This window comes from Telluria sp. ZB4P37 (assembly GCF_059685855.1).
The window spans coordinates 898,932-917,746 of record NZ_JCASID010000001.1 but is presented as its reverse complement, the minus strand read 5'-3'; the positions used below and the strand labels follow the sequence as shown (position 1 = coordinate 917,746).

The 18,815-nt window shown below is 64.6% G+C and carries 21 protein-coding genes; 15 read left to right on the top strand and 6 right to left on the bottom strand.

Going from position 1 to position 18,815, the window contains the following annotated elements; genetic code table 11:
• Positions 1-7: 7 nt before the first annotated feature.
• The 4 genes from AC56K1_RS04370 (at position 8) to pcaF (ending at position 3,722) form a co-directional block, all read left to right on the top strand.
• Complete coding sequence (locus AC56K1_RS04370) at positions 8-1,093, top strand: porin (protein ID WP_497156605.1); 1,086 nt, start codon at positions 8-10, stop codon at positions 1,091-1,093.
• A gap of 82 nt (positions 1,094-1,175) precedes the next feature.
• Complete coding sequence (locus AC56K1_RS04365; protein WP_497156604.1) at positions 1,176-1,841, top strand: 3-oxoacid CoA-transferase subunit A; 666 nt, start codon at positions 1,176-1,178, stop codon at positions 1,839-1,841.
• 8 nt (positions 1,842-1,849) lie between these two features.
• Positions 1,850-2,512, top strand: coding sequence for a CoA transferase subunit B (locus AC56K1_RS04360; RefSeq protein WP_497156639.1), 663 nt, complete (start codon positions 1,850-1,852; stop codon positions 2,510-2,512).
• Entirely contained in the window at positions 2,505-3,722 is a 1,218-nt protein-coding gene (pcaF, locus tag AC56K1_RS04355; RefSeq protein ID WP_497156603.1) for a 3-oxoadipyl-CoA thiolase, read from the top strand. The genes AC56K1_RS04360 and pcaF overlap by 8 nt, the downstream gene beginning before the upstream one ends.
• Positions 3,723-3,754: 32 nt before the next feature.
• On the opposite strand, the gene AC56K1_RS04350 is transcribed toward pcaF, so the two are convergent.
• Positions 3,755-3,880, bottom strand: a complete 126-nt coding sequence (locus AC56K1_RS04350; protein ID WP_497156642.1) for a hypothetical protein — start codon at positions 3,878-3,880, stop codon at positions 3,755-3,757.
• Between AC56K1_RS04350 and AC56K1_RS04345 the strand changes: the two genes are divergently transcribed.
• From AC56K1_RS04345 to AC56K1_RS04335, 3 genes are all read left to right on the top strand, one after another.
• Entirely contained in the window at positions 3,825-3,983 is a 159-nt protein-coding gene (locus tag AC56K1_RS04345; RefSeq protein ID WP_497156638.1) for a hypothetical protein, read from the top strand. The two genes, AC56K1_RS04350 and AC56K1_RS04345, sit on opposite strands and share 56 nt — an antisense overlap.
• 171 nt (positions 3,984-4,154) lie before the next feature.
• Positions 4,155-4,742 (top strand): LysR substrate-binding domain-containing protein, encoded by a 588-nt coding sequence (locus AC56K1_RS04340; protein WP_497156602.1) that lies wholly within the window; start codon positions 4,155-4,157, stop codon positions 4,740-4,742.
• 493 nt (positions 4,743-5,235) lie between these two features.
• Complete coding sequence (locus AC56K1_RS04335) at positions 5,236-5,838, top strand: flavin reductase family protein (RefSeq protein ID WP_497156601.1); 603 nt, start codon at positions 5,236-5,238, stop codon at positions 5,836-5,838.
• A gap of 344 nt (positions 5,839-6,182) precedes the next feature.
• On the opposite strand, the gene AC56K1_RS04330 is transcribed toward AC56K1_RS04335, so the two are convergent.
• The gene (locus AC56K1_RS04330) at positions 6,183-6,488 is read right to left on the bottom strand and encodes a hypothetical protein (RefSeq protein ID WP_497156600.1); all 306 of its coding nucleotides are present in this window, start codon (positions 6,486-6,488) and stop codon (positions 6,183-6,185) included.
• Positions 6,489-7,086: 598 nt separating this feature from the next.
• Positions 7,087-7,962, bottom strand: a complete 876-nt coding sequence (locus tag AC56K1_RS04325; RefSeq protein ID WP_497156599.1) for a hypothetical protein — start codon at positions 7,960-7,962, stop codon at positions 7,087-7,089.
• A gap of 614 nt (positions 7,963-8,576) precedes the next feature.
• Between AC56K1_RS04325 and AC56K1_RS04320 the strand changes: the two genes are divergently transcribed.
• Positions 8,577-10,112 (top strand): hypothetical protein, encoded by a 1,536-nt coding sequence (locus tag AC56K1_RS04320; protein ID WP_497156598.1) that lies wholly within the window; start codon positions 8,577-8,579, stop codon positions 10,110-10,112.
• A 104-nt stretch (positions 10,113-10,216) separates the two neighbouring features.
• Positions 10,217-10,495, top strand: coding sequence for a hypothetical protein (locus AC56K1_RS04315; RefSeq protein WP_489872743.1), 279 nt, complete (start codon positions 10,217-10,219; stop codon positions 10,493-10,495).
• A gap of 26 nt (positions 10,496-10,521) precedes the next feature.
• On the opposite strand, the gene AC56K1_RS04310 is transcribed toward AC56K1_RS04315, so the two are convergent.
• The gene (locus AC56K1_RS04310; protein ID WP_497156597.1) at positions 10,522-11,682 is read right to left on the bottom strand and encodes a tyrosine-type recombinase/integrase; all 1,161 of its coding nucleotides are present in this window, start codon (positions 11,680-11,682) and stop codon (positions 10,522-10,524) included.
• A 133-nt stretch (positions 11,683-11,815) separates the two neighbouring features.
• On the opposite strand from AC56K1_RS04310, the gene AC56K1_RS04305 reads away from it, so the two are divergent.
• A complete protein-coding gene (locus tag AC56K1_RS04305; RefSeq protein WP_497156596.1) occupies positions 11,816-12,259 on the top strand; it encodes a DUF411 domain-containing protein in 444 nt (147 codons plus the stop codon).
• 106 nt (positions 12,260-12,365) lie between these two features.
• Complete coding sequence (locus AC56K1_RS04300) at positions 12,366-12,707, top strand: hypothetical protein (RefSeq protein ID WP_497156595.1); 342 nt, start codon at positions 12,366-12,368, stop codon at positions 12,705-12,707.
• On the opposite strand, the gene pnuC is transcribed toward AC56K1_RS04300, so the two are convergent.
• Together pnuC and AC56K1_RS04290 are read right to left on the bottom strand one after the other, a co-directional pair.
• The gene (pnuC, locus tag AC56K1_RS04295) at positions 12,704-13,306 is read right to left on the bottom strand and encodes a nicotinamide riboside transporter PnuC (protein ID WP_497156594.1); all 603 of its coding nucleotides are present in this window, start codon (positions 13,304-13,306) and stop codon (positions 12,704-12,706) included. The two genes, AC56K1_RS04300 and pnuC, sit on opposite strands and share 4 nt — an antisense overlap.
• A 113-nt stretch (positions 13,307-13,419) precedes the next feature.
• On the bottom strand, positions 13,420-13,920 hold the full coding sequence (locus AC56K1_RS04290) for a pyridoxamine 5'-phosphate oxidase family protein (protein ID WP_497156593.1): 501 nt from the start codon (positions 13,918-13,920) through the stop codon (positions 13,420-13,422).
• A 163-nt stretch (positions 13,921-14,083) separates the two neighbouring features.
• Between AC56K1_RS04290 and nadB the strand changes: the two genes are divergently transcribed.
• The 4 genes from nadB (at position 14,084) to AC56K1_RS04270 (ending at position 18,671) form a co-directional block, all read left to right on the top strand.
• Entirely contained in the window at positions 14,084-15,712 is a 1,629-nt protein-coding gene (gene nadB / locus AC56K1_RS04285) for an L-aspartate oxidase (RefSeq protein WP_497156592.1), read from the top strand.
• A 39-nt stretch (positions 15,713-15,751) separates the two neighbouring features.
• Entirely contained in the window at positions 15,752-16,651 is a 900-nt protein-coding gene (locus AC56K1_RS04280; RefSeq protein WP_497156591.1) for a DMT family transporter, read from the top strand.
• Between the two features lie 85 nt (positions 16,652-16,736).
• The gene (locus AC56K1_RS04275) at positions 16,737-17,615 is read left to right on the top strand and encodes an NAD-dependent protein deacetylase (RefSeq protein WP_497156590.1); all 879 of its coding nucleotides are present in this window, start codon (positions 16,737-16,739) and stop codon (positions 17,613-17,615) included.
• 12 nt (positions 17,616-17,627) lie between these two features.
• A complete protein-coding gene (locus tag AC56K1_RS04270) occupies positions 17,628-18,671 on the top strand; it encodes an alpha/beta fold hydrolase (protein ID WP_497156589.1) in 1,044 nt (347 codons plus the stop codon).
• The last annotated feature ends 144 nt before the right edge of the window (positions 18,672-18,815 follow it).

The window sequence follows — 18,815 nt, the reverse complement described above, 5'->3', positions numbered from 1 at the left end:
AGACGTAATGAATTTCCTTCGCAATGCGGTTCTACTGGCACTCGGCATGATCGCCACCACAGCCATGGCCCAGACGGCGGTGCAGGTATATGGCATCGTCGACACCGGCGTCGCCCATATCGCCAATGCCGACGCGGCAGGCAATTCGGTCACCAGATTGCCTTCGCTGACGGGCTCGGTGCCGTCGCGCATCGGTTTCAAGGGGACGGAGGAGCTCGGGAACGGGCTGCAGGCATTCTTTGTGCTCGAGAACGGCTTCGGTCCGGACACCGGCACGGCTGGGCAGGGCGGGCGCCTGTTCGGACGCGCGGCCAATGTCGGGTTAAGGGGCGCCTGGGGCACCCTGACCCTTGGACGGCAGGTGAACATGACCTTTGTCGCATTCATGAAGGCCGACGTGATGGGGCCGAACCTGTTCTCCACCAGCAGTATCGCTCCCTACATCCCGAACGCCCGCAGCGACAATGCAATCGGCTACATGGGCAGCTTCGACGGCATCGTCGTGGGCGCAACCTATAGCTTCGGTCGCGACGCAGCAGCAGCCGGTGGACCGGCCGCAACCAATTGCGCCGGCGAGGTGTCCGGCGACTCGAAAGCCTGCCGGCAGTACACGGCACTGGCCGGCTATGAAAGCAAGGCATGGGGCATCAACGCTTCGTATGACCGAATGCACGGCAGCACCGGTGCGGGAGGAGGGCTTACCAGCAGCGGCAACACAGATGTGCGGACCACGGTCAACGCTTACGTGATGCTGGGGGCGACCAAACTCGGCGCAGGCCTGATGAACCGCGACACGAATGCCGCGACGGGGCAGGCCGAATCGATCCTGTATTACGCCGGCGCCAGCCATCCGATCGGAGCCCTGACCATCGATGCCCAGGTCGCGCGGCGCGACATCAGGGACTCCAGTTCGGATGCGACCCTGCTGGTCGCCCGCCTTACCTATGCGCTGTCCAAACGCACTGCCATGCATGCATCGGTCGGACGCATGGACAACGACGGCAGCTCGGCGGTGGCACTGGACGTTGGCGGCACGGCAGGCCCCGGCATGACGCAGAACGGCGTCATGGTCGGCCTGCGCCACAGCTTCTGAGGTCTCGGTTCCTGACAGCAAACATTGGCATCACAATTTTTTTCAAAGATGCGCGGCGCGGCCGTGCGAGGAGGGCAATAACATGATTGACAAGACATATGACACGCTGGCGCAAGCCGTCGCCGACGTGCATGACGGCGCCACTGTCATGATCGGCGGTTTCGGCAACGCGGGCATGCCCTCGAGCCTGATCGACGCACTCATCGAGCACGGAGCGCGCGAGCTGACGATCGTGAACAACAACGCAGGCAATGGCGAAACGGGCCTGGCGGCACTGCTCAAGGCCAAGCGCGTGCGCAAGATCATCTGCTCATTTCCGCGCCAGGCCGACTCGCATCATTTCGACGCCCTCTATCGGGCAGGGGAAATTGAACTCGAGCTCAGCCCGCAGGGCAACCTGGCCGAGCGCATCCGCGCAGCCGGCGCCGGCATTGGCGGATTCTTCACGCCGACCGGCTACGGCACGCAACTGGCAGAAGGCAAGGAAACGCGCCTGATCGATGGCCGCCATTATGTGCTCGAGTCGCCGATCCATGCCGACTTCGCCTTGATCAAGGCCCTGCGCGGCGACCGCTGGGGCAACCTCGTGTACCGCAAGACGGCGCGCAACTTCGGCCCGATCATGGCCATGGCGGCGAAGACTACGATTGCGCAGGTCGCCAGCATCGTCCCGCTCGGCGAACTCGACCCCGAAGTCATCGTCACACCCGGCATTTTCGTCCAGCGCGTTGTTGAGGAGGCCGCATGAACCGCCCTATGAATAAATTCAGCCGTGATCAAATCGCCGAGCGCGTCGCGCAAGATATTTTTGAAGGCGCTTACGTGAACCTGGGCATCGGCCTGCCGACCAGGGTGGCCAACTTCCTGCCCGCCGACCGCGAGGTGTTCCTGCACAGCGAGAACGGCCTGCTTGGCATGGGGCCGGCCCCCACGCCGGGTGAAGAGGACGAAGACCTCATCAACGCCGGCAAGCAGCCAGTCACGCTGCTTACCGGCGGCGCCTACTTCCACCACGCCGACTCTTTCGCAATGATGCGCGGCGGCCACCTCGATATCTGCGTGCTTGGCGCTTTCCAGGTGTCGGAACAGGGCGACCTGGCCAACTGGCATACCGGTGCGCCCGATGCCATCCCTGCGGTCGGCGGCGCCATGGACCTGGCGCTGGGCGCGAAAAAAGTGTTCGTGATGACCGACCACCAGACCAAGACTGGCGAGAGCAAGATCGTCCGTGAATGCACCTACCCGCTGACCGGTGTGGCCTGCGTTACCCGCGTCTACACAGACCTGGCCGTTCTAGATGTCACGCCGGGCGGCCTGCTCGTGCGGGAGATGGCGCCGGGATTGACGTTTGGCGAACTGCAGGCCGTCACTGACGCGCCCTTGTTAGCCCACCTGAATGGAGAAGATCGCCATGAATGAAGCTTATATTGTCGACGCGATTCGCACGCCGGTGGGCCGTTACGGCGGCGCCCTGAAGGACATGCGGGCCGACGACCTCGGCGCGCTGCCACTGCGCGAACTCATGAAGCGCAATCCCGGCGTCGACTGGAGCGCGATCGACGACGTCATTTTCGGTTGCGCCAACCAGGCCGGCGAAGACAACCGCAACGTGGCGCATATGTCGTCGCTCCTGGCGGGCCTGCCGCCCGAGGTGGCGGGCACGACCGTGAATCGCCTGTGCGGCTCCGGCATGGACGCGATCGGCATTGCCGCCCGCGCCATCAAGTCTGGTGAAACCCAGCTGATGATCGCCGGAGGCGTCGAATCGATGACGCGTGCGCCCTTCGTGATGGGCAAGGCGGAAAGCGCATTCTCGCGCCAGGCGGCGATGTACGACACCACGATCGGCTGGCGTTTTCCGAACAGGCAGATGAAGCACCTGTACGGCACCGACTCGATGCCGGAGACGGCGGAGAACGTTGCCGTGGATTACGAGGTATCGCGCGAAGACCAGGACCGCTTTGCCCTGGCCAGCCAGCAGAAAACGGCGCGCGCGCAGCAAGAGGGCCTGTATGCCGATGAAATCGTGCCGGTGCTGATTCCGCAGAGCCGCCGCGCAGCGGGGGCGGCCGATCACATCGCCTTTGTGCAGGACGAACACCCGCGAGCAACCAGCATGGAAGCGCTGGCCAAACTGAAGGGCGTCGTCCATCCGGGAGGCAGCGTCACGGCCGGCAACGCTTCGGGCGTGAACGACGGCGCCTGTGCGCTGCTCCTGGCAAGCGCGCAAGCGCTCGATCAATACGGTCTGATCCCGCGAGCCCGTATCGTCGGCATGGCCACTGCGGGCGTGCCGCCGCGGGTCATGGGCATCGGCCCGGCGCCGGCAACAAAGAAGCTGATGAAACAGCTCGGGATGACGCTCGACCAGATCGACATCATCGAGCTCAACGAAGCGTTTGCATCGCAGGCGCTGGCCGTGTTGCGTGAACTTGGCATTGCCGACGACGATCCCAGGGTCAACCCCTACGGCGGCGGCATCGCCCTTGGCCACCCCCTGGGCATGAGTGGCGCCAGGCTGGTGACCACGGCCATGTACCAATTACACCGCACAGGAGGCCGGTATGCCCTGTGCACCATGTGTATCGGGGTGGGGCAGGGTATTGCAATGGTCATCGAGCGGGTGTAAGCGATTCTGCATAGCAATCTTGTCCTGCTCCGCTACGGCAATCGTCCGCCCGCCTCGATGTTGTATTTCACCGTGTCACAGGCGCGCTTGGTGATCCATGCGGTGACGATTGTCGGCTTCCTGCTGTTGACGGCACCGGTGGTAGCGATGCGGATCATGCGCGCGGCTGTCTGCCGCTCCTCGCGGGCATGCCCGGTCGCTGGCCTTCTGCCGCCTGGGTCAGTCCCGCAGCCGTTGCGCTGCAAACCGCCGAAACACTGACATGACCGGCGCCTCGGTCCGTCCAGCCAGGGTGACGTAGGCAAAACGCGCCTTCAGGTCCAGACGCGGCTGCATCGGTAGCTCGACCAGGGTCCCGGCCCTGACACCATCGCGGACTGCTGCGGCAAGGCCAAGGAATACGTCAGTTCATCCTACGTTGCCTACCGTATCTTGATCGAGCCGCACATAGCGTCGTTCCTGGAACAATTCCCGCTGATCAATGTCGAGATATCACTCAATAATCAACTGATCGATATAGTCAGTGCGGGTTTTGATATCGGCATCCGTATGGGGAGGAAACTGCAAAATGACATGATCTCTGTACAGCTGGGAAAAGTACAAAAAAGAATTGTGGTGGCGGCACCGGATTACTTCCGCGAGCGCAATGAACCACAAACGATGGCTGAACTGCTCAAGCACAACTGCTTACGCCAGCGCTATTGCGTTGGGGGCAGATTATATGACTGGGAGTTCGAAGATCGTGGGCAAATGGTTCAAATCGATGTTCAAGGGCGCTTTATTTTTGACGAAATGCGATCCGTGATGGACGCTGCAATACAAGGCCACGGCATTGCATTCATTCTGGAAGATTTTGCGAAGCAAGAGCTAGCTGGCGGGATGCTGCGGCACATACTGAAGCAGCACTGGGCACTGGACGACGCTTTTCATCTCTATTACCCGCATCGCGAGCACATGCCCGGAAAGCTGCGTGCCTTCGTTGATTTCATGCGTACTGCAAATAAAACTGAACCGTCTTGATTGAACGGTTCCTGTTGCAGCGTGAATTTGCTGCGTTCAGGAGCCATTGGCTTGCCATATTCGAGCTTCCAATTAAATTGCAAGGTCAACAGCTTACATTCTTGCCCTGGCGACGATGGCACTGGCAGGCAGGTACCACCGATTCGCGCTTTTTCTACACCGGGTCGAGGCCGGGTTGAAGCGTTACCTGGCTGACGAAGAATTTTTTTCCTGCCCTGGTAGGGTCTGGCATCATCGCTGGTGCGCGCGAGGAAGTCGGCCGTCCGAACGTCTGCTGGTGGCGGGACTGAAGGTGGCGGAGGGCGCTGCCGCCCGCGCCTTGGCGTCGCAAGCCGGTACAGCATGTTGCCCGGCCTTTGCTGGCGGGCGCGATTAGTCGGCAACCGGGCACGCATATCGTGGCGGCCGATCCGGTAATTTAAAGGCATCGGACCGATACGACACGTTGCTATGTAGTCTATGGAGTGGAGCACTTTCCAACGAGGAACGATATATGGACAAAAACATTGCGCCGGTGCCGCTGGATAAAGCCTACCGCCTGCTCAACCACGGACCGACCGTTCTGGTGTCCGCGCGGCATGGCGGCCTAGACAATGTCATGGCCGCAGCCTGGGCCTGTGCGCTCGACTATGCGCCGCCCAAGCTCACCGTCGTGCTTGACAAGATCGCCAAAACCCGCGAACTCGTCGAGCGTAGCGGACGCTTCGTGATCCAAGTGCCGACTGTCGCGCAGCTTGACCTGACCTACCAAGTGGGACATTGCACCCTTGCGCGCGAGCCCGGCAAGCTGGTGCGCAGTGGCGTTGAGCTGTTTGACATCGCAGGCCAGGAGCTGCCGTTCGTGCGCGGATGTTCCGCGTGGCTGGCCTGCCGGGTCATACACGAACCGCACAACGAGAAGGCCTATGACCTGTTTATCGCCGAAATCGAGGGCGCATGGTCGGACACGCGGGTCTTCTCGAATGGACACTGGAACTTTGAGACGGCTGATCCGGCGTTGCGTAGCTTGCACTACGTCGCCGGTGGACACTTCTATGCCATTGGCGAGGTAATGGATGTCGGCCACCGGCTGCGCGGGCCAAACGCCGCTGAGTGAAGCGCGGTTTAATTGAACTTCCCAAGCCACCACTCGCGCCCTTGCCCCTTTCCGTTCCCTTGCGCGCTCGCTTGAGACTCCGCCATTGGCGGCGTAAGGCAAGCCGGGAATATGGATCCACCGCTTCGACATGCCGCATTGCAGGATTTACGTCGCGCCACCCTGCGTATTCCATCGACATTTTCACATCCCCGCCGTTGGAAGTACTCGCGTCACCCGCGACGTTGCATAGCTGAGCGGCCGAATCCTGCTACCTTGGCGTCACAAGGCGCTTTGCCTCTTCGTCGGGCAGACGAAGGACCGATCCCTCCGCGGCGAGGCAGCGCTTCTTCCATGCACGTGTTTCACGCCGTGCTCCATCGGTGGCCAGCAATGCGAACTGCCGCGCATCGTCGATCGGGCGTCAGATTCGTCAGCTGGTCGTGCATGGCGGCGCCGCTCGCGCGCCGGATCTCAACTTGCTCCCGCGCCTGTTCGGTTTTAACTTGCAGCACCCGGTTTCGCGCATCGAACTGCGATGCTGCCACTTTTGATTCCGCCAAGAGCTTTTCCGCGTTCGAAAGCCGCTGCTGCAGGAAAATTGCATCGGGCTCGCAAACAGGTGTCGGCTGAAGCCTGTCTCCGCGGAGGAGGGCGCCCGCCGAGGTCAAGGAGCATCTGTCGCAATTCGGTGACCAGGGAGTCGTCCGCGGTGGCGGGTCCTGCAATGATGCAGAGCACGTGCACGGCGTTTGAACGCCAACTAGGCGAGTTCGTTTATGTTCTCGACAACATGCTGGCGTTTGAGAACAGGAGCGCCATGCGTGCCCGCCTAGAGCGGGACGGTATCCTGGCCGACTCACGTGTTTCTGACGTAAATCCGATACATGGAGCCGGGATCGATTTCTCGACGCAATGGCCATGACACCGATCCAGATTGGCGAATCTCGATGAAAAGCACTTCGATGCCATAAGCTGTACGTCGGAGCGCTCCAGGTCCGACTTTATGCGCATTTGAGTTCTAACTATATGCAGACGGACGCGTCAGGTAGTCAAGGGAGCGTCCTGCATTTCAATGTACGCATAATCTATATTATGTTAACTGCGCTATGCGTATCGATGCCACCGGCCCACCCTGGCTTGCAGGCTGCCGCCTACAGGGCTTGACCAAGGAAACAAGCAGCCCTGAGGCCGCGCGATGGGCCGGCGAGCACGCTGCGCAAAGCGTTGCGCTGCGCGACCTGCTTCATCGCTGCCGCGCCGGCGCACTCACGACGACAGCCCCGCCTGCCACAGGATCGCCGACGCGTCGTCCGCACGCTTTACCGAGTCCGCCGCCGCGGCCTGTGCCTGCGCATTCGCTTCGAAGCTGCGCAGCTCGTCGAGCGCCGGCTGCAGTCCGCCTTCGGTGCAGAGCGCAGCGAGCGATTCCGGCGTGTGCAGCGCGTAGGTGTCGACCAGCCGGTAGAAGCCGTCGGTCATGCCGAGTACCACCGAGCCAGGCGCCAGGTCCGCTTCGACCGTGCGCGCCTGGAAGGCGCCATTCGGTCGCAGGCACAGGGCTGCCGGCCCCGCGACCGTGTTCTGGAATTCGCGGCGTGCGCGCAGGATCGGCAGCAATCGTACATGGCGCTCCGGGCCGTCAACGATGCCTTCGGCGCGCAGCCTGGCGATTTCGGCGCGCAGGACGCCTTCCTGGGGATTGATGAACGGGTCGAGGTCGACCACGCCGCCGTCCGGATCTTGCATCAGGGTCTTGCAGTCGCCCAGACAGTACAGCTGCGCACGGTAGCCAGTATCCGTGGGCGTGATGCGGGTCCAGGTCAGCGCCGCGATTGGCCAGGCGTATGGCGGCACATCGAGACCGGCGGCTTGCTCACGATACGCACGGTACGTCGTATCAATGGCTGCGTGCACCGCTGCGTGCTGGCTGAGGCCGGCGTCGATACAGCGTCCCAGCGCGGCGGCGAAATGGCTGACGAACCAGACCACGTCGCCCGTGCCCGGCGCGACATAGTCCCGGTCGGCGACCGAGGTCCCGCCGTCGATGATGACGAGGTCGGTGATGCCATCGGAATGGAAATGTCCAGCCCAGTCTTCGTTATGGCCGGCGGAGGCGCCGGCAGATACAACTTCGATCCGCATGTGTTCTGATCTTCCATGACACCAAGCGACCTGGACAGGTCGCGAGGCGACATCATACCCAAGGGCGCCCTGCACGATGAAGGCGCACGCATTCCACGAAACGAACTCGACATTATATATGCTAATGTCGAGTGAACTATCAGGTAGGAAAGCTGGATACTGGCCGTCCCGCCAAGCTGCCATCCGCAACGATTTATCAGACATGACGGCAGCACGGCACCATCAGGGGGCACCCGCCACACCCCAGACTTCGGGCGCTTGAGCTTGGCCTGCGACGAATAGCCGGTGCCGAAATCGTCGGGCGAAAAGGACAGTCCCAGCTTGCGCAAGCGCTTCGGCAGGGCCGCCAGCTCAGGCAGGTCTTCGGCAACCGCGCTTTCATTCACTTCCAGGCACAGCATGCCGGCAGGCGCGCACTACATTGAGCACGTCCCGGCATCAGGCGCCCTCGCCTATCCATTCGGGATAATACTGCAGCGGTGCATTCCCATTGCCGGGATAGCCAGCTAGAATCCCGACCGTTTCCCTTATCGCCAGAAGGATGTGATGCGGGGTCGGCGACGGGCTGTGGCGATGCCACGCGCCATTCACCTTCGGCCCCGCGATGCCGTTACATGAAGCCTCGATTCCCAGCCCACCCAGGCGGCCGCCTCGCCGTCTTCGTCTTCCTGCTCTCGCTTGCTACTTTGCTGCTGTACCGCCCTGCCAAGGACGGCGACTTCCAGGAATACGCCCTGATGACGATCGCGCTGGCCAATCACGCCAGCCCGGACATCCGGCTGGCCGACCTCGACATGGCGGAGCGGCTCTCGCCCGAGCCCGGCTTCGTCGCCCTGCACCGACAGCTGCGCACCGGTATGCAGCGCGGCGAATCCATGCCCTATCCCGGCATCGTGCGCGGCCAGGACGGCGGCTATTACGCGATCCATTTCTTCGCCTATTCCGCGCTGGCGGCGCTACCTTTCAAGATCATCGCGGCGACGGGCGGCCAGCCGTTCAAGGCCTTCCAGATCGTGAACCTCGCTGCGCTGGTCATCCTGGCGGTGGCGATGTTCCGGATGACCAGGTCAAGCAGCCGGACGATCTTCGCCATCGTGTTCTTCCTGCTCTCGGGCGGCGTGCTGTACGCGAACTGGGCCAGCACCGAATTCTTCACCGGCTGCTGCCTGCTTGCCGGCCTGCTGTATGTCCTGCTCGGGCGTCCCTACGTCGGCGCGCTGCTGGCCGGCATGGGGGCCATGCAGAATCCGCCGCTGGTGTTCTTCTCGGTGTTCGCGCCCCTGATCCGCATCTGCTACCTGTACGCCCACGAGCGCCTGCCGGCAAGCGCGGCCATCCGCAGGGTGGTCGACCGCCATACGGTACTGGCATCGACCATGATGGCCGCGATGGCGCTCGCGCCCTTCCTGTACAACCAGGCAGTCTTCGGCATGCCGAGCCAGATCGCGGCGATGTCGACCGATCAGGACCTGATTACCGGCGCGCGGCTGCTGTCGTTCTACTTCGACCTGAACCAGGGCCTGATGCTCGGCTTCCCGGTGGTGCTGGCCATGGTGGCGGTGCAGCTGTTTGAGAAAGGCGCCCGCCGCTGGCTGCCGCATGCGTTCGCCGCGATCCTGTTCAGCGCCGCGCTGGCCCTGCCGTCGCTGTCCACCATCAACTGGAATTCGGGCGCCAACGGCATGATGCGCTATGCCTTCTGGGGCGGCATGCCGCTGCTCTACCTGGCCTTGAGCTGGATGCAGCGCGTTCCGCGCTGGCGTGTGATGCTGCTGGCGGCCATGCTGCTGGTGCAGGCGGGCGCGATGAAGCACGCGCGCAGCTACGTGTATATCGAGTTCAGTCCGGCCGCGCGGGCGGTGCTGCGCCTGATCCCAAGCCTGTATGCGCCGGAGCCGGAGATCTTCATCGAGCGGGTGCTGCATCGCGATGGTGCGATCCACAAGTTCACCGTGGCGACATACGGCCTTCCCGGCCATCCGATCGAGTCCATGTTCGACCCCACCAGCGATGCGGCCCACGCCGAACTATGCGGTCCGGGCAAGCGGGTCGCCCTTCCTCCCGGCGACCCGCGCTATCCGGGCGGCTTGCGCTACGTGGTCGGCAAGCCCGTTTGCATCCGGGGTCCTGCGCCGCAGGCTGCTCGCTGAGTGCAAGCTGCATAAGCGCGCACGGCTGAATGCCAGCCGTTTGCGCGGCCTGGGCAGGTGGGTAAGAATGTGCCGATGCGAACTGATCACTCGAAAGGATGAGCATGGGCACGACCGTCAAGAACACCACCCCCGACACCGCCAAGGTCATCCTGGTCGGTGAAATGATGGACGGCAGCTTCGATGCCAAAGTCATGTCGGAAACCGACGTCCCCTATACGAAATACTGGGACAACGAACTGGAACAGCGGATCGTCTACCTCCATCCGGATGCGGACCAGCTCAAGTCCATCGTGCAGGCCCTGAACGAGCGCCGCCTGTCGCTCGACGACCTGCAGGATTTCGGCAGTTCGGCCGGCGGCGAATCCGAGCTGCCGATCTGATCGCGGGCAGCCAGCCAGCTGCCGCCCTACTCCGCCAGGCCCGGCCCCTTGCCCACGATTTCGTCGTGGCGCTCGTGGTCGGTCTTGTGCAGGTAGGCCGCCGTGGTGGCGATGTTGGCGTGGCCGGCCGTGTCCTGCAGGGTCTTGAGCTGCACCCCGCTGTTGGCGTGGTTGGTGAGCATGCTGTGACGCAGCCAGTGCGTCGATGCCTGGCGCAGCGATGCCGCGCTGTCGGCGTCGCCCAGCGCTGCCGCACGATCGGCGCCGGCCATGAACACCGCCTTGAGCGCTTCGGACGCCGCTTCGTCGGTGATGCGCACCGGTTTCTCGCGCCGGCTCGACAGCACCAGCGGCGTGCGGTCGGCGCGACTGGCCTGCGGCAGCATCCCGAACGCCCGGCGGTAGTCACGGAAGGCCGCCAGCATCGCCGGCGGCACCGGCAGGCGGCGCGGCTTGGCGCCCTTGCCCATCACGTCGAGCCACCAGCGCTTGTCGCCTTCGCTGTAGATGGCGCCCATGCTGGCGCCGGCGATCTCGTTCAGGCGCGCGCCGGTCTGGGCAAACGCCACCAGCAGGAAGCGGTCGCGCTCGCGCTGGCGGATCGCCGCCGGCGTCTCGGCCACGCGGCTGGTGACGGCATCGAGCGCGTACGCAATCGCCTGGGTCGTCAGGTAGCGCGTGATGCGGCTGGCATTCGACGCCCGCACGTTGCGCACCATCCTGGCCGGGTTGCGCCGCAGGTAACCGGTCTGCTCCGCATAGCCGAGCAGGCCCTTGACGGCAATCATGGCCTGGCGCCGGCTGGCGTCGGACAGCGGCCCGGAGAACGGGCGGTAGCGCGGATCATTGCGCGGCCATTTGGTGGTGCTGGTCCACGCCGAGGGCGGGTTGCGGATGAATTCCTTGTAGGCGTTCAGGTCGGCCACGCTGAGCTGCCGGAAGGTCTTGCGCGCCTCTTCGCGGCACCAGGTCAGGAAGCGGTACAGCTCTTTCTGCGTATTGGCGATGGATTTCGGGCTCAATTCGCCGTGGCCGATGTATTCGCGCGCCAGTTCGACATCGGTTTTCGCGTCGGTCACCGGCTCGTCGGCCACGCCACGGAAGACCCCGCCGCGGGCGCTCGCGGCGGCACGCTCGGGAGAATCTTCAGCGGGTGGATCGAGGTCGAGCGGAATAAACGTAGGCATGGTTGCTTGAATCTACTGTGTTTTTATACAGTATAGCACCGACCTGCAAGCCTACCAAGGGTTCGCGCAAGCCTGACACGGCAATCAAGGCTGCGGCATAATACCGGCTCGTCCCCGCTACTTTGGAGCCATCATGCCCCTGCGTTTTTCTACCAAGGCCGCCCTTGCCGCCACGCTCGCCTTTCCGCTCGCTGCCGGCGCCGCGCAACCAGTGATCAAGGTCTATAAAACCGCCACCTGCGGCTGCTGCAAGGAATGGGTCAGGCATCTCGAGGCCAATGGCTTCACCGTCAAGGCCAGGGACGTCGCCAACCCGTCGGACTACCGCGAGAAATTCGGCATTCCGGCGCAATACGGCTCCTGCCACACCGGACGCGTGAACGGTTATGCGATCGAGGGCCACGTCCCGGCCGCCGACATCAAGCGCTTGTTAAGCGAAAAACCGAAGGCGCGTGGCCTGGCCGTGCCGGCCATGCCGATGGGCTCTCCCGGCATGGAAGGCCCGCGCAAGGAGCCGTACGAGGTGCTGTTGGTGAAAGACGGCGGCAAGGCGGCGGTGTACGGGCGCTACCAATAGGCAGCCTGGTGTGCGCGCCCGTCCTACATCGGCGCGCTCCGCCAGCCGATGCGGCGCGGCCCCAGGCAGGTGCATAATCGGCGTTCATGATGCAATGGAGGCCGAGATGAGCGAACACACCCCACAGGACGACCCGTCCACGACCCTGGGCGTCGGCGACGCCACCAGCGGCCAGCAAGGCGCAACGCCAAGCCACGAAACCCAGCAGGAAACCGGCGGCAACGGCGGCGACGGCTTGACCCGCAACCAGGTGGGCGACACCACCAATGCGCCCGATGGCGAGGCCACGCAGGCGCGGCCGGAACACGAAGCGCCGGGCAGTGCCATGACCCATACCGCGCGCGGGCCCCAGGACACCCGCCCGGACCAGGCCAGCAAGACCGGCACCGGCCTGGGTACGCCGGAGACCGGCGGCAACCAGGATGCGGGCGATTTGCCGCCGCGCTAGGCCGTTGGCGCGAGTTCGCGCGCCGCAAGCGCCGCCTTGTGCGCGTCGAGCGCGGCCAGCTTGCGCCACCAGATCCACGAGACGATGGCATTGACCCAGAAGAAGGCGTACAGCACCGCGGTCAGGTAGAGCCCACGGCTGAAATAAAGCGGCACCGCGATCGTGTTCACCACCAGCCACACCGGCCAGTTCTCGATCCGTCGTCCCATCATCAGGAGCTGGGCGATCACGCTGAACACCAGCACCGCCGAATCCACGAAAGGCGCGTAGGCATTGGTATGGAAGTGCAGCAGCGCGCCATAGCAGGCGGTGGCAGCAAAGCCGGCCGGGATCATCCACAGCAGGGTCCTGGCGCCGGCATGGGTGACCGGCAGCGGGGTGCCTGCGGCGCCGCGGATCCAGCGCCACCAGCCGAGCAGGCTGGTCGCGACAAAGAACACCTGCAGCACCACGTCCGCATACAGCCGGCTTTGCGCGAACAGCAAGCCAAATAAAGTACAGCCGATGATGCCGGTCCACCAGGTATGGACGCTGTTGCGCCCGGCGAGCACGATCGCCACGGCGGTAAAGGCATTCGCCGCGATTTCCAGCGGCGTCATGCGCCTGCCCTGCCTCGTCCTGCTCGCGCCATGGTCTGCTCCCGGGGATGAAGCAGCCACTTTACGCGACCACGGCGGGCCGGGGCAAGCCCGGGCAGCCGGGGCGCCTGCACTTACATGCGGATGCTGCCGTGGTCCGAGTCCATGTCCGGCGTCGAGCCGGTCACCGCAGCCTTGGCCATGGCGAACAGGCGCACCATCTTGCTGTCGTTCGAATCCCAGTATTCGGCAGCATGCGGCAGCACGCGCACCAGGACCACATGCTCGTCCTCCGGGCCGGCCGGGAACCAGGCCTGCACCATCGGATTCCACAGCGCCTTGATCTTCACGCGATCCACCACCCGCTCGGCCCTGCCGCTCACCGACACGTAGTTGCTGTCGTCGGTATTGGCGAAGCTGATATTGACCTCCGGCTCATGGGCGATGTTATCCCACAGCTCGGTCGTGGTGCGGGTGAAGAACCATAGGGCGCCTTCGGAATCGACCTGCTGGTTGGTCATCGGCTGGCTGATCAGGTGGCCGTTCTGGTCGCGCGTGGTGAACATGGCGAAGCGCATCGAGCCGATCTTGTCGGACAGGGCGGCGGCGTGCGCAGGGGTGGTATTTGCTGGCATGGCAGTCCTCTGGAATAGGAATGAAAACCCGATAGTAGCGCCGCGGCCAGGGTCCATCGGTGCGCCGACGTACACTGAGCCGGCCCTGTCCCTGCGGCCGCAGCCCGGCGCGGAATGGCCAAATCGTCTATAGTGACGCCTCCGTATAAAAACTCACTCCTCCATGAAATTTGACGTCGCTATTGTCGGCAGCGGGCTGGCCGGCCTGTCGGTGGCCCTGCACCTTGCGCAGACGCGCAGCGTTGCGATCATCTCCAAGCGCGCGCTGCTCGATGGGGCCAGCAACTGGGCCCAGGGCGGCATCGCCGCGGTGCTCGATTCAAGCGACAGCCATGACCAGCACATCGCCGACACCCTGATCGCCGGCGCCGGCCTGTGCGAGGAAGCGGCGACCCGCTACATCGTCGAAAACGGCCGCGCCGCGATCGAGTGGCTGATCGAGCAGGGCGTGCCTTTCACGCGCGACGCCTCAGCCGAGATGGGCTTCCACCTGACCCGCGAGGGCGGCCACAGCCAGCGCCGCATCATCCACGCGGCAGACGCCACCGGCCACGCGGTGCAGGTCACGCTGGAGCAAAAGGTGCGCGCGCACCCGAACATCACCCTGTTCGAGCACCACTGCGCGATCGACGTCATCACCTCGGACAAGCTGACCGGCAAGGGCGTGCACGGTGGAGCGCCGCACCTGGTGGGGCAACCGCGCTGCTATGGCCTGTACGTCCAGGACGAACAAAGCGGCGACGTGCTCACCTTCGAAGCCGAGCACACCGTGCTGGCCACCGGCGGCGCCGGCAAGGTCTACCTGTACACGACCAATCCCGACACCGCCACCGGCGACGGCATCGCCATGGCCTGGCGCGCCGGCTGCCGCGTGTCGAACATGGAATTCATCCAGTTCCACCCGACCTGCCTGTACCACCCGTACGCCAAGTCCTTCCTGATCACGGAAGCGATCCGCGGCGAAGGTGGCCTGCTCAAGCTGCCGCCGGAAGCTGGCAGCGCGGCCGGCACGCGCTTCATGCCGGCCCATGACGAGCGCGGCGAGCTGGCCCCGCGCGACGTGGTCGCGCGCGCGATCGACTTCGAGATGAAAAAGCGCGGGCTCGACTACGTCCACCTGGACATCAGCCACCAGAGTCCGGAATTCCTGATGGAGCACTTCCCGACCATTTACGCGCGCTGCCTGGAGCTGGGCATCGACATCACGAAGCAGCCGATTCCCGTGGTGCCGGCGGTGCACTTCACCTGCGGCGGCATCGTGACCGACCTGGCGGGCCGCACCGACATCCCGGGCTTGTATGCGGTGGGCGAAACCGCCTGCACCGGCCTGCACGGCGCCAACCGCCTGGCCAGCAATTCGCTGCTGGAATGCGTGGTGATCGGGCGCGCCTGCGCGCACCAGATCGCGGCTGCGCCCCCCAGTGAGAGCCCGGCGCTGCCGCCGTGGGACGAAAGCCGCGTCACGAATGCGGACGAAGAAGTCGTCATCGCCCACAATTGGGACGAGCTGCGCCGCTTCATGTGGAATTACGTCGGCATCGTGCGCACCACCAAGCGCCTCGAACGCGCCCAGCATCGCATCAAGCTGCTCAAGGAAGAGATCGACGAGTATTACCGCAACTTCCGTATCACCCACGACCTGCTGGAGCTGCGCAACCTGGTCGAAGTGGCCTCCCTGATCGTCAACAGCGCCTTGTCGCGCCACGAAAGCCGCGGCCTGCATTATTCGCGCGACTTCCCGGACACGCTGCCGAAGGCGCTGCCGAGCGTGCTGACGCCGGAACGCCGCTAAGTTTCTCACGCCGGTCCCTGCGCGGATCGGCTGCCCGCCATGAACCGCCCCGCCCTCACCCCATCGACCATCCTGCTGCTCACCGTCCCGCCGGTGCTGTGGGCGGGCAATGCCATCGTCGGGCGCCTGGTGCGCGACGCGGTGCCGCCGATGACGCTCAACCTGATCCGCTGGACCATCGCGCTGGCGGTGCTGCTGCCGCTCGGCCGCGCGGCTTTCCAGCCGGGCAGCGGCGTGCTGGCCAACTGGCGGCGCTATGCGGTGCTCGGCCTGCTGGGCGTGGGGCTGTACAACTCGCTGCAATACCTGGCGCTGCAGAGCTCAACGCCGATCAACGTGACCCTGGTTGCCTCCGGGATCCCGGTCTGGATGCTGCTGGTCGGCCGCTTCTTCTACGGCATGCCGGTCAAGCGCAAGCAGGTGGTGGGTGCCGTGCTGTCGATTGCCGGGGTACTGGTGGTGCTGTGCCGCGGCGACGTGCACCAGCTCCTGCAGCTGCGGCTGGTGACGGGCGACCTGTACATGATCCTGGCCACGATCGCCTGGTCCTTCTACAGCTGGATGCTGATGCAGCAGAAGGACGCACCAGGCCTGCGCGCCGACTGGGCCGCCTTCCTGCTGGCCCAGGTCGCCTATGGCGTGCTGTGGTCGGCCGCGCTTAGTGGCGGCGAATGGGCGCTGCAGGGTGTCCAGATCGCCTGGAGCTGGCCGCTGCTTGCGGCCCTGCTGTATGTCGCGATCGGCCCGGCCATCCTGGCGATGCGCTGCTGGGGCGCGGGCGTGCAGCGCGCGGGGCCGAGCATCGCCGCCTTCTTCATCAACCTCACGCCGCTGTTCACGGCGCTGTTTTCTTCAAGCTTCCTGGGCGAGGCGCCGCACCTCTACCATGTGCTGGCCTTCGGCCTGATCGTGGGCGGCATCTTCGTTTCGGCGCGCTGATCCGGCGCGTGTTCGATCGCGCAATCGTGTTCCGGCACCCCGGTCCTGGATGCTAGGATCGCAGCCTGACAAGGAGGAAAGCAAGATGGCAGAAGGTTCATCCCTGCAGGATGCCGCCGGGGAACTCGCCCAGTTCCTGGAGCGGCATCCCCGCGCGCTGGTACTCACCGGCGCCGGCCTGTCGACCGCCTCCGGCATTCCCGGTTACCGCGACCGCGACGGCGTGCGACGGGGGCGGCTGCCCATCCAGGGACCGGAATTCCGGCGATCAAACGAGGTCCAGCGCCGCTACTGGGCACGCAGCATGGTCGGCTGGCCGATCATGGCGCGGGCCTTCCCCAATAGCGGCCACCGCGCGCTGGCCCGGCTCCAGCAGCACGACCGTTTTAGCGCCCTGCTGACACAAAACGTCGACGGGCTGCACCAGCGCGCCGGCAGCCCGTCGGTACTCGAGCTGCACGGGAGCGTCCACGGCGTCGTCTGCCTGCATTGCCGGGCCGATTTCTCCCGTGCTTTCGTGCAGACCATGCTCGATGAAGCCAACCCCGAGCTGGCGAACGTCCTGGCCACGCCCCTGCCGGACGGGGACGCCGCAATCGAGCCGGATGCCCTGGAAGATTTCCACCTGCCCTGGTGCGTCCATTGCGGCGGCGCACTTTCGCCGGATGTCGTATTCTTTGGCGATGGTATCCCGCAAGCGCGGACCGCCCGCGCCGTGGCCAGCATGGAAGCGGCCGATGCCTTGCTCGTGGTCGGCTCGTCGCTGATGGTGTATTCGGGTTTCCGGTTTTGCCGCATGGCGGCCGGGACCGGAAAGCCGATTGCCGCCGTCAACCTCGGGCGCACGCGTGCGGACGACCTGATCGCACATAAAATAGAAGAGTCGGCCGAGCGGCTGCTGCCGCTCGTTGCCGGCCTGCTCCACGCGGAGGAGCCGGAGGAGTCCCAACCAATCAACGAATAACAGGGGGATCTTGTGACCAAGCGCTACCGCACTACTTCCATCGCATCGCGTCCGACCGGCCTGAGTACCGGCGCCATTCTCACCGGCATCGGCCTGGCCGCTTCCTTCCTCTACGTGCGCGCCAAGACCCGGCAGGCCGAGCAGGATAATCCGCCGCAGGGCAAGTTCATCGAGGTCGACGGCGTACGCCTTCATTACCTCGAGCGCGGCGCCGGCCCGACCCTCGTGCTCCTGCATGGCAATGGCGTCCACGCCGAGGATTTCGTCACCAGCGGCCTGTTTCAACACGCCGCGGAGCATTACCGCGTGATCGCCTTCGACCGGCCGGGGTTCGGCTACAGCGACCGTCCCCGCACCACGCTCTGGACGCCCGACAAGCAGGCGGAACTGCTGAACAAGGCCCTGGCCCAGCTCGGCGTCGAGTCGAGCATCGTCGCCGGCCATTCCTGGGGCACCATGGTGGCACTCGCCATGGGCCTGCAATCGCCCGACACCGTGCGCGGGCTGGTGCTGCTGTCGGGTTACTACTATCCGAGCGTGCGCCTTGATGCCGTGGCCGCGTCGCCGCCGGCGATTCCGGTCCTGGGCGACCTGCTGCGCTATACCATCTCGCCCCTGGGCTCGCGCCTGCTGTGGCCCCTCGCAAGCAAGAAAATGTTTTCGCCGATGCCGGTGGCCGAGCGTTTCAAGCGCTTCCCGGTCTGGATGGCGCTGCGCCCGAAGCAGCTGCGCGCCAGCGCCGCCGAAGGCGCGCTCATGGTGCCGGCAGCGGTGTCGCTGTCGAAGCGCTATGCCGAGCTGAAGGTGCCGGTGGTAATCGTCGCGGGGACGCAGGACAAGATCGTCAATTGCGGGCACAACTCGGAAAGGCTGCACGGGCACCTGGCCAACAGCCAGCTGGAGCTGGAAGCGGGCGTGGGGCATATGACGCATTATGCGCACCCGGACAAGGTGATGGCGGCGATCGATGCGATTGCGGCGCAGTCGGGTAAACCGGTGCATGTGCGCACGCCCGAGGCGGAGGCGCTGGCGAGGGCGAGCGAGAGCGGGGTGTGAGGGTTTGCCTGATGGCTGAGAAATGCTGGTGCTTCAATCCCCGCCATCCTCAAAACTGTCATTTCCACCACTGGCGGAAATGACTACGCGCCACTGGCGGAAATGACTTCCCGCCAGTGGCGCGTAGGACGGTCTTCAGGGCGC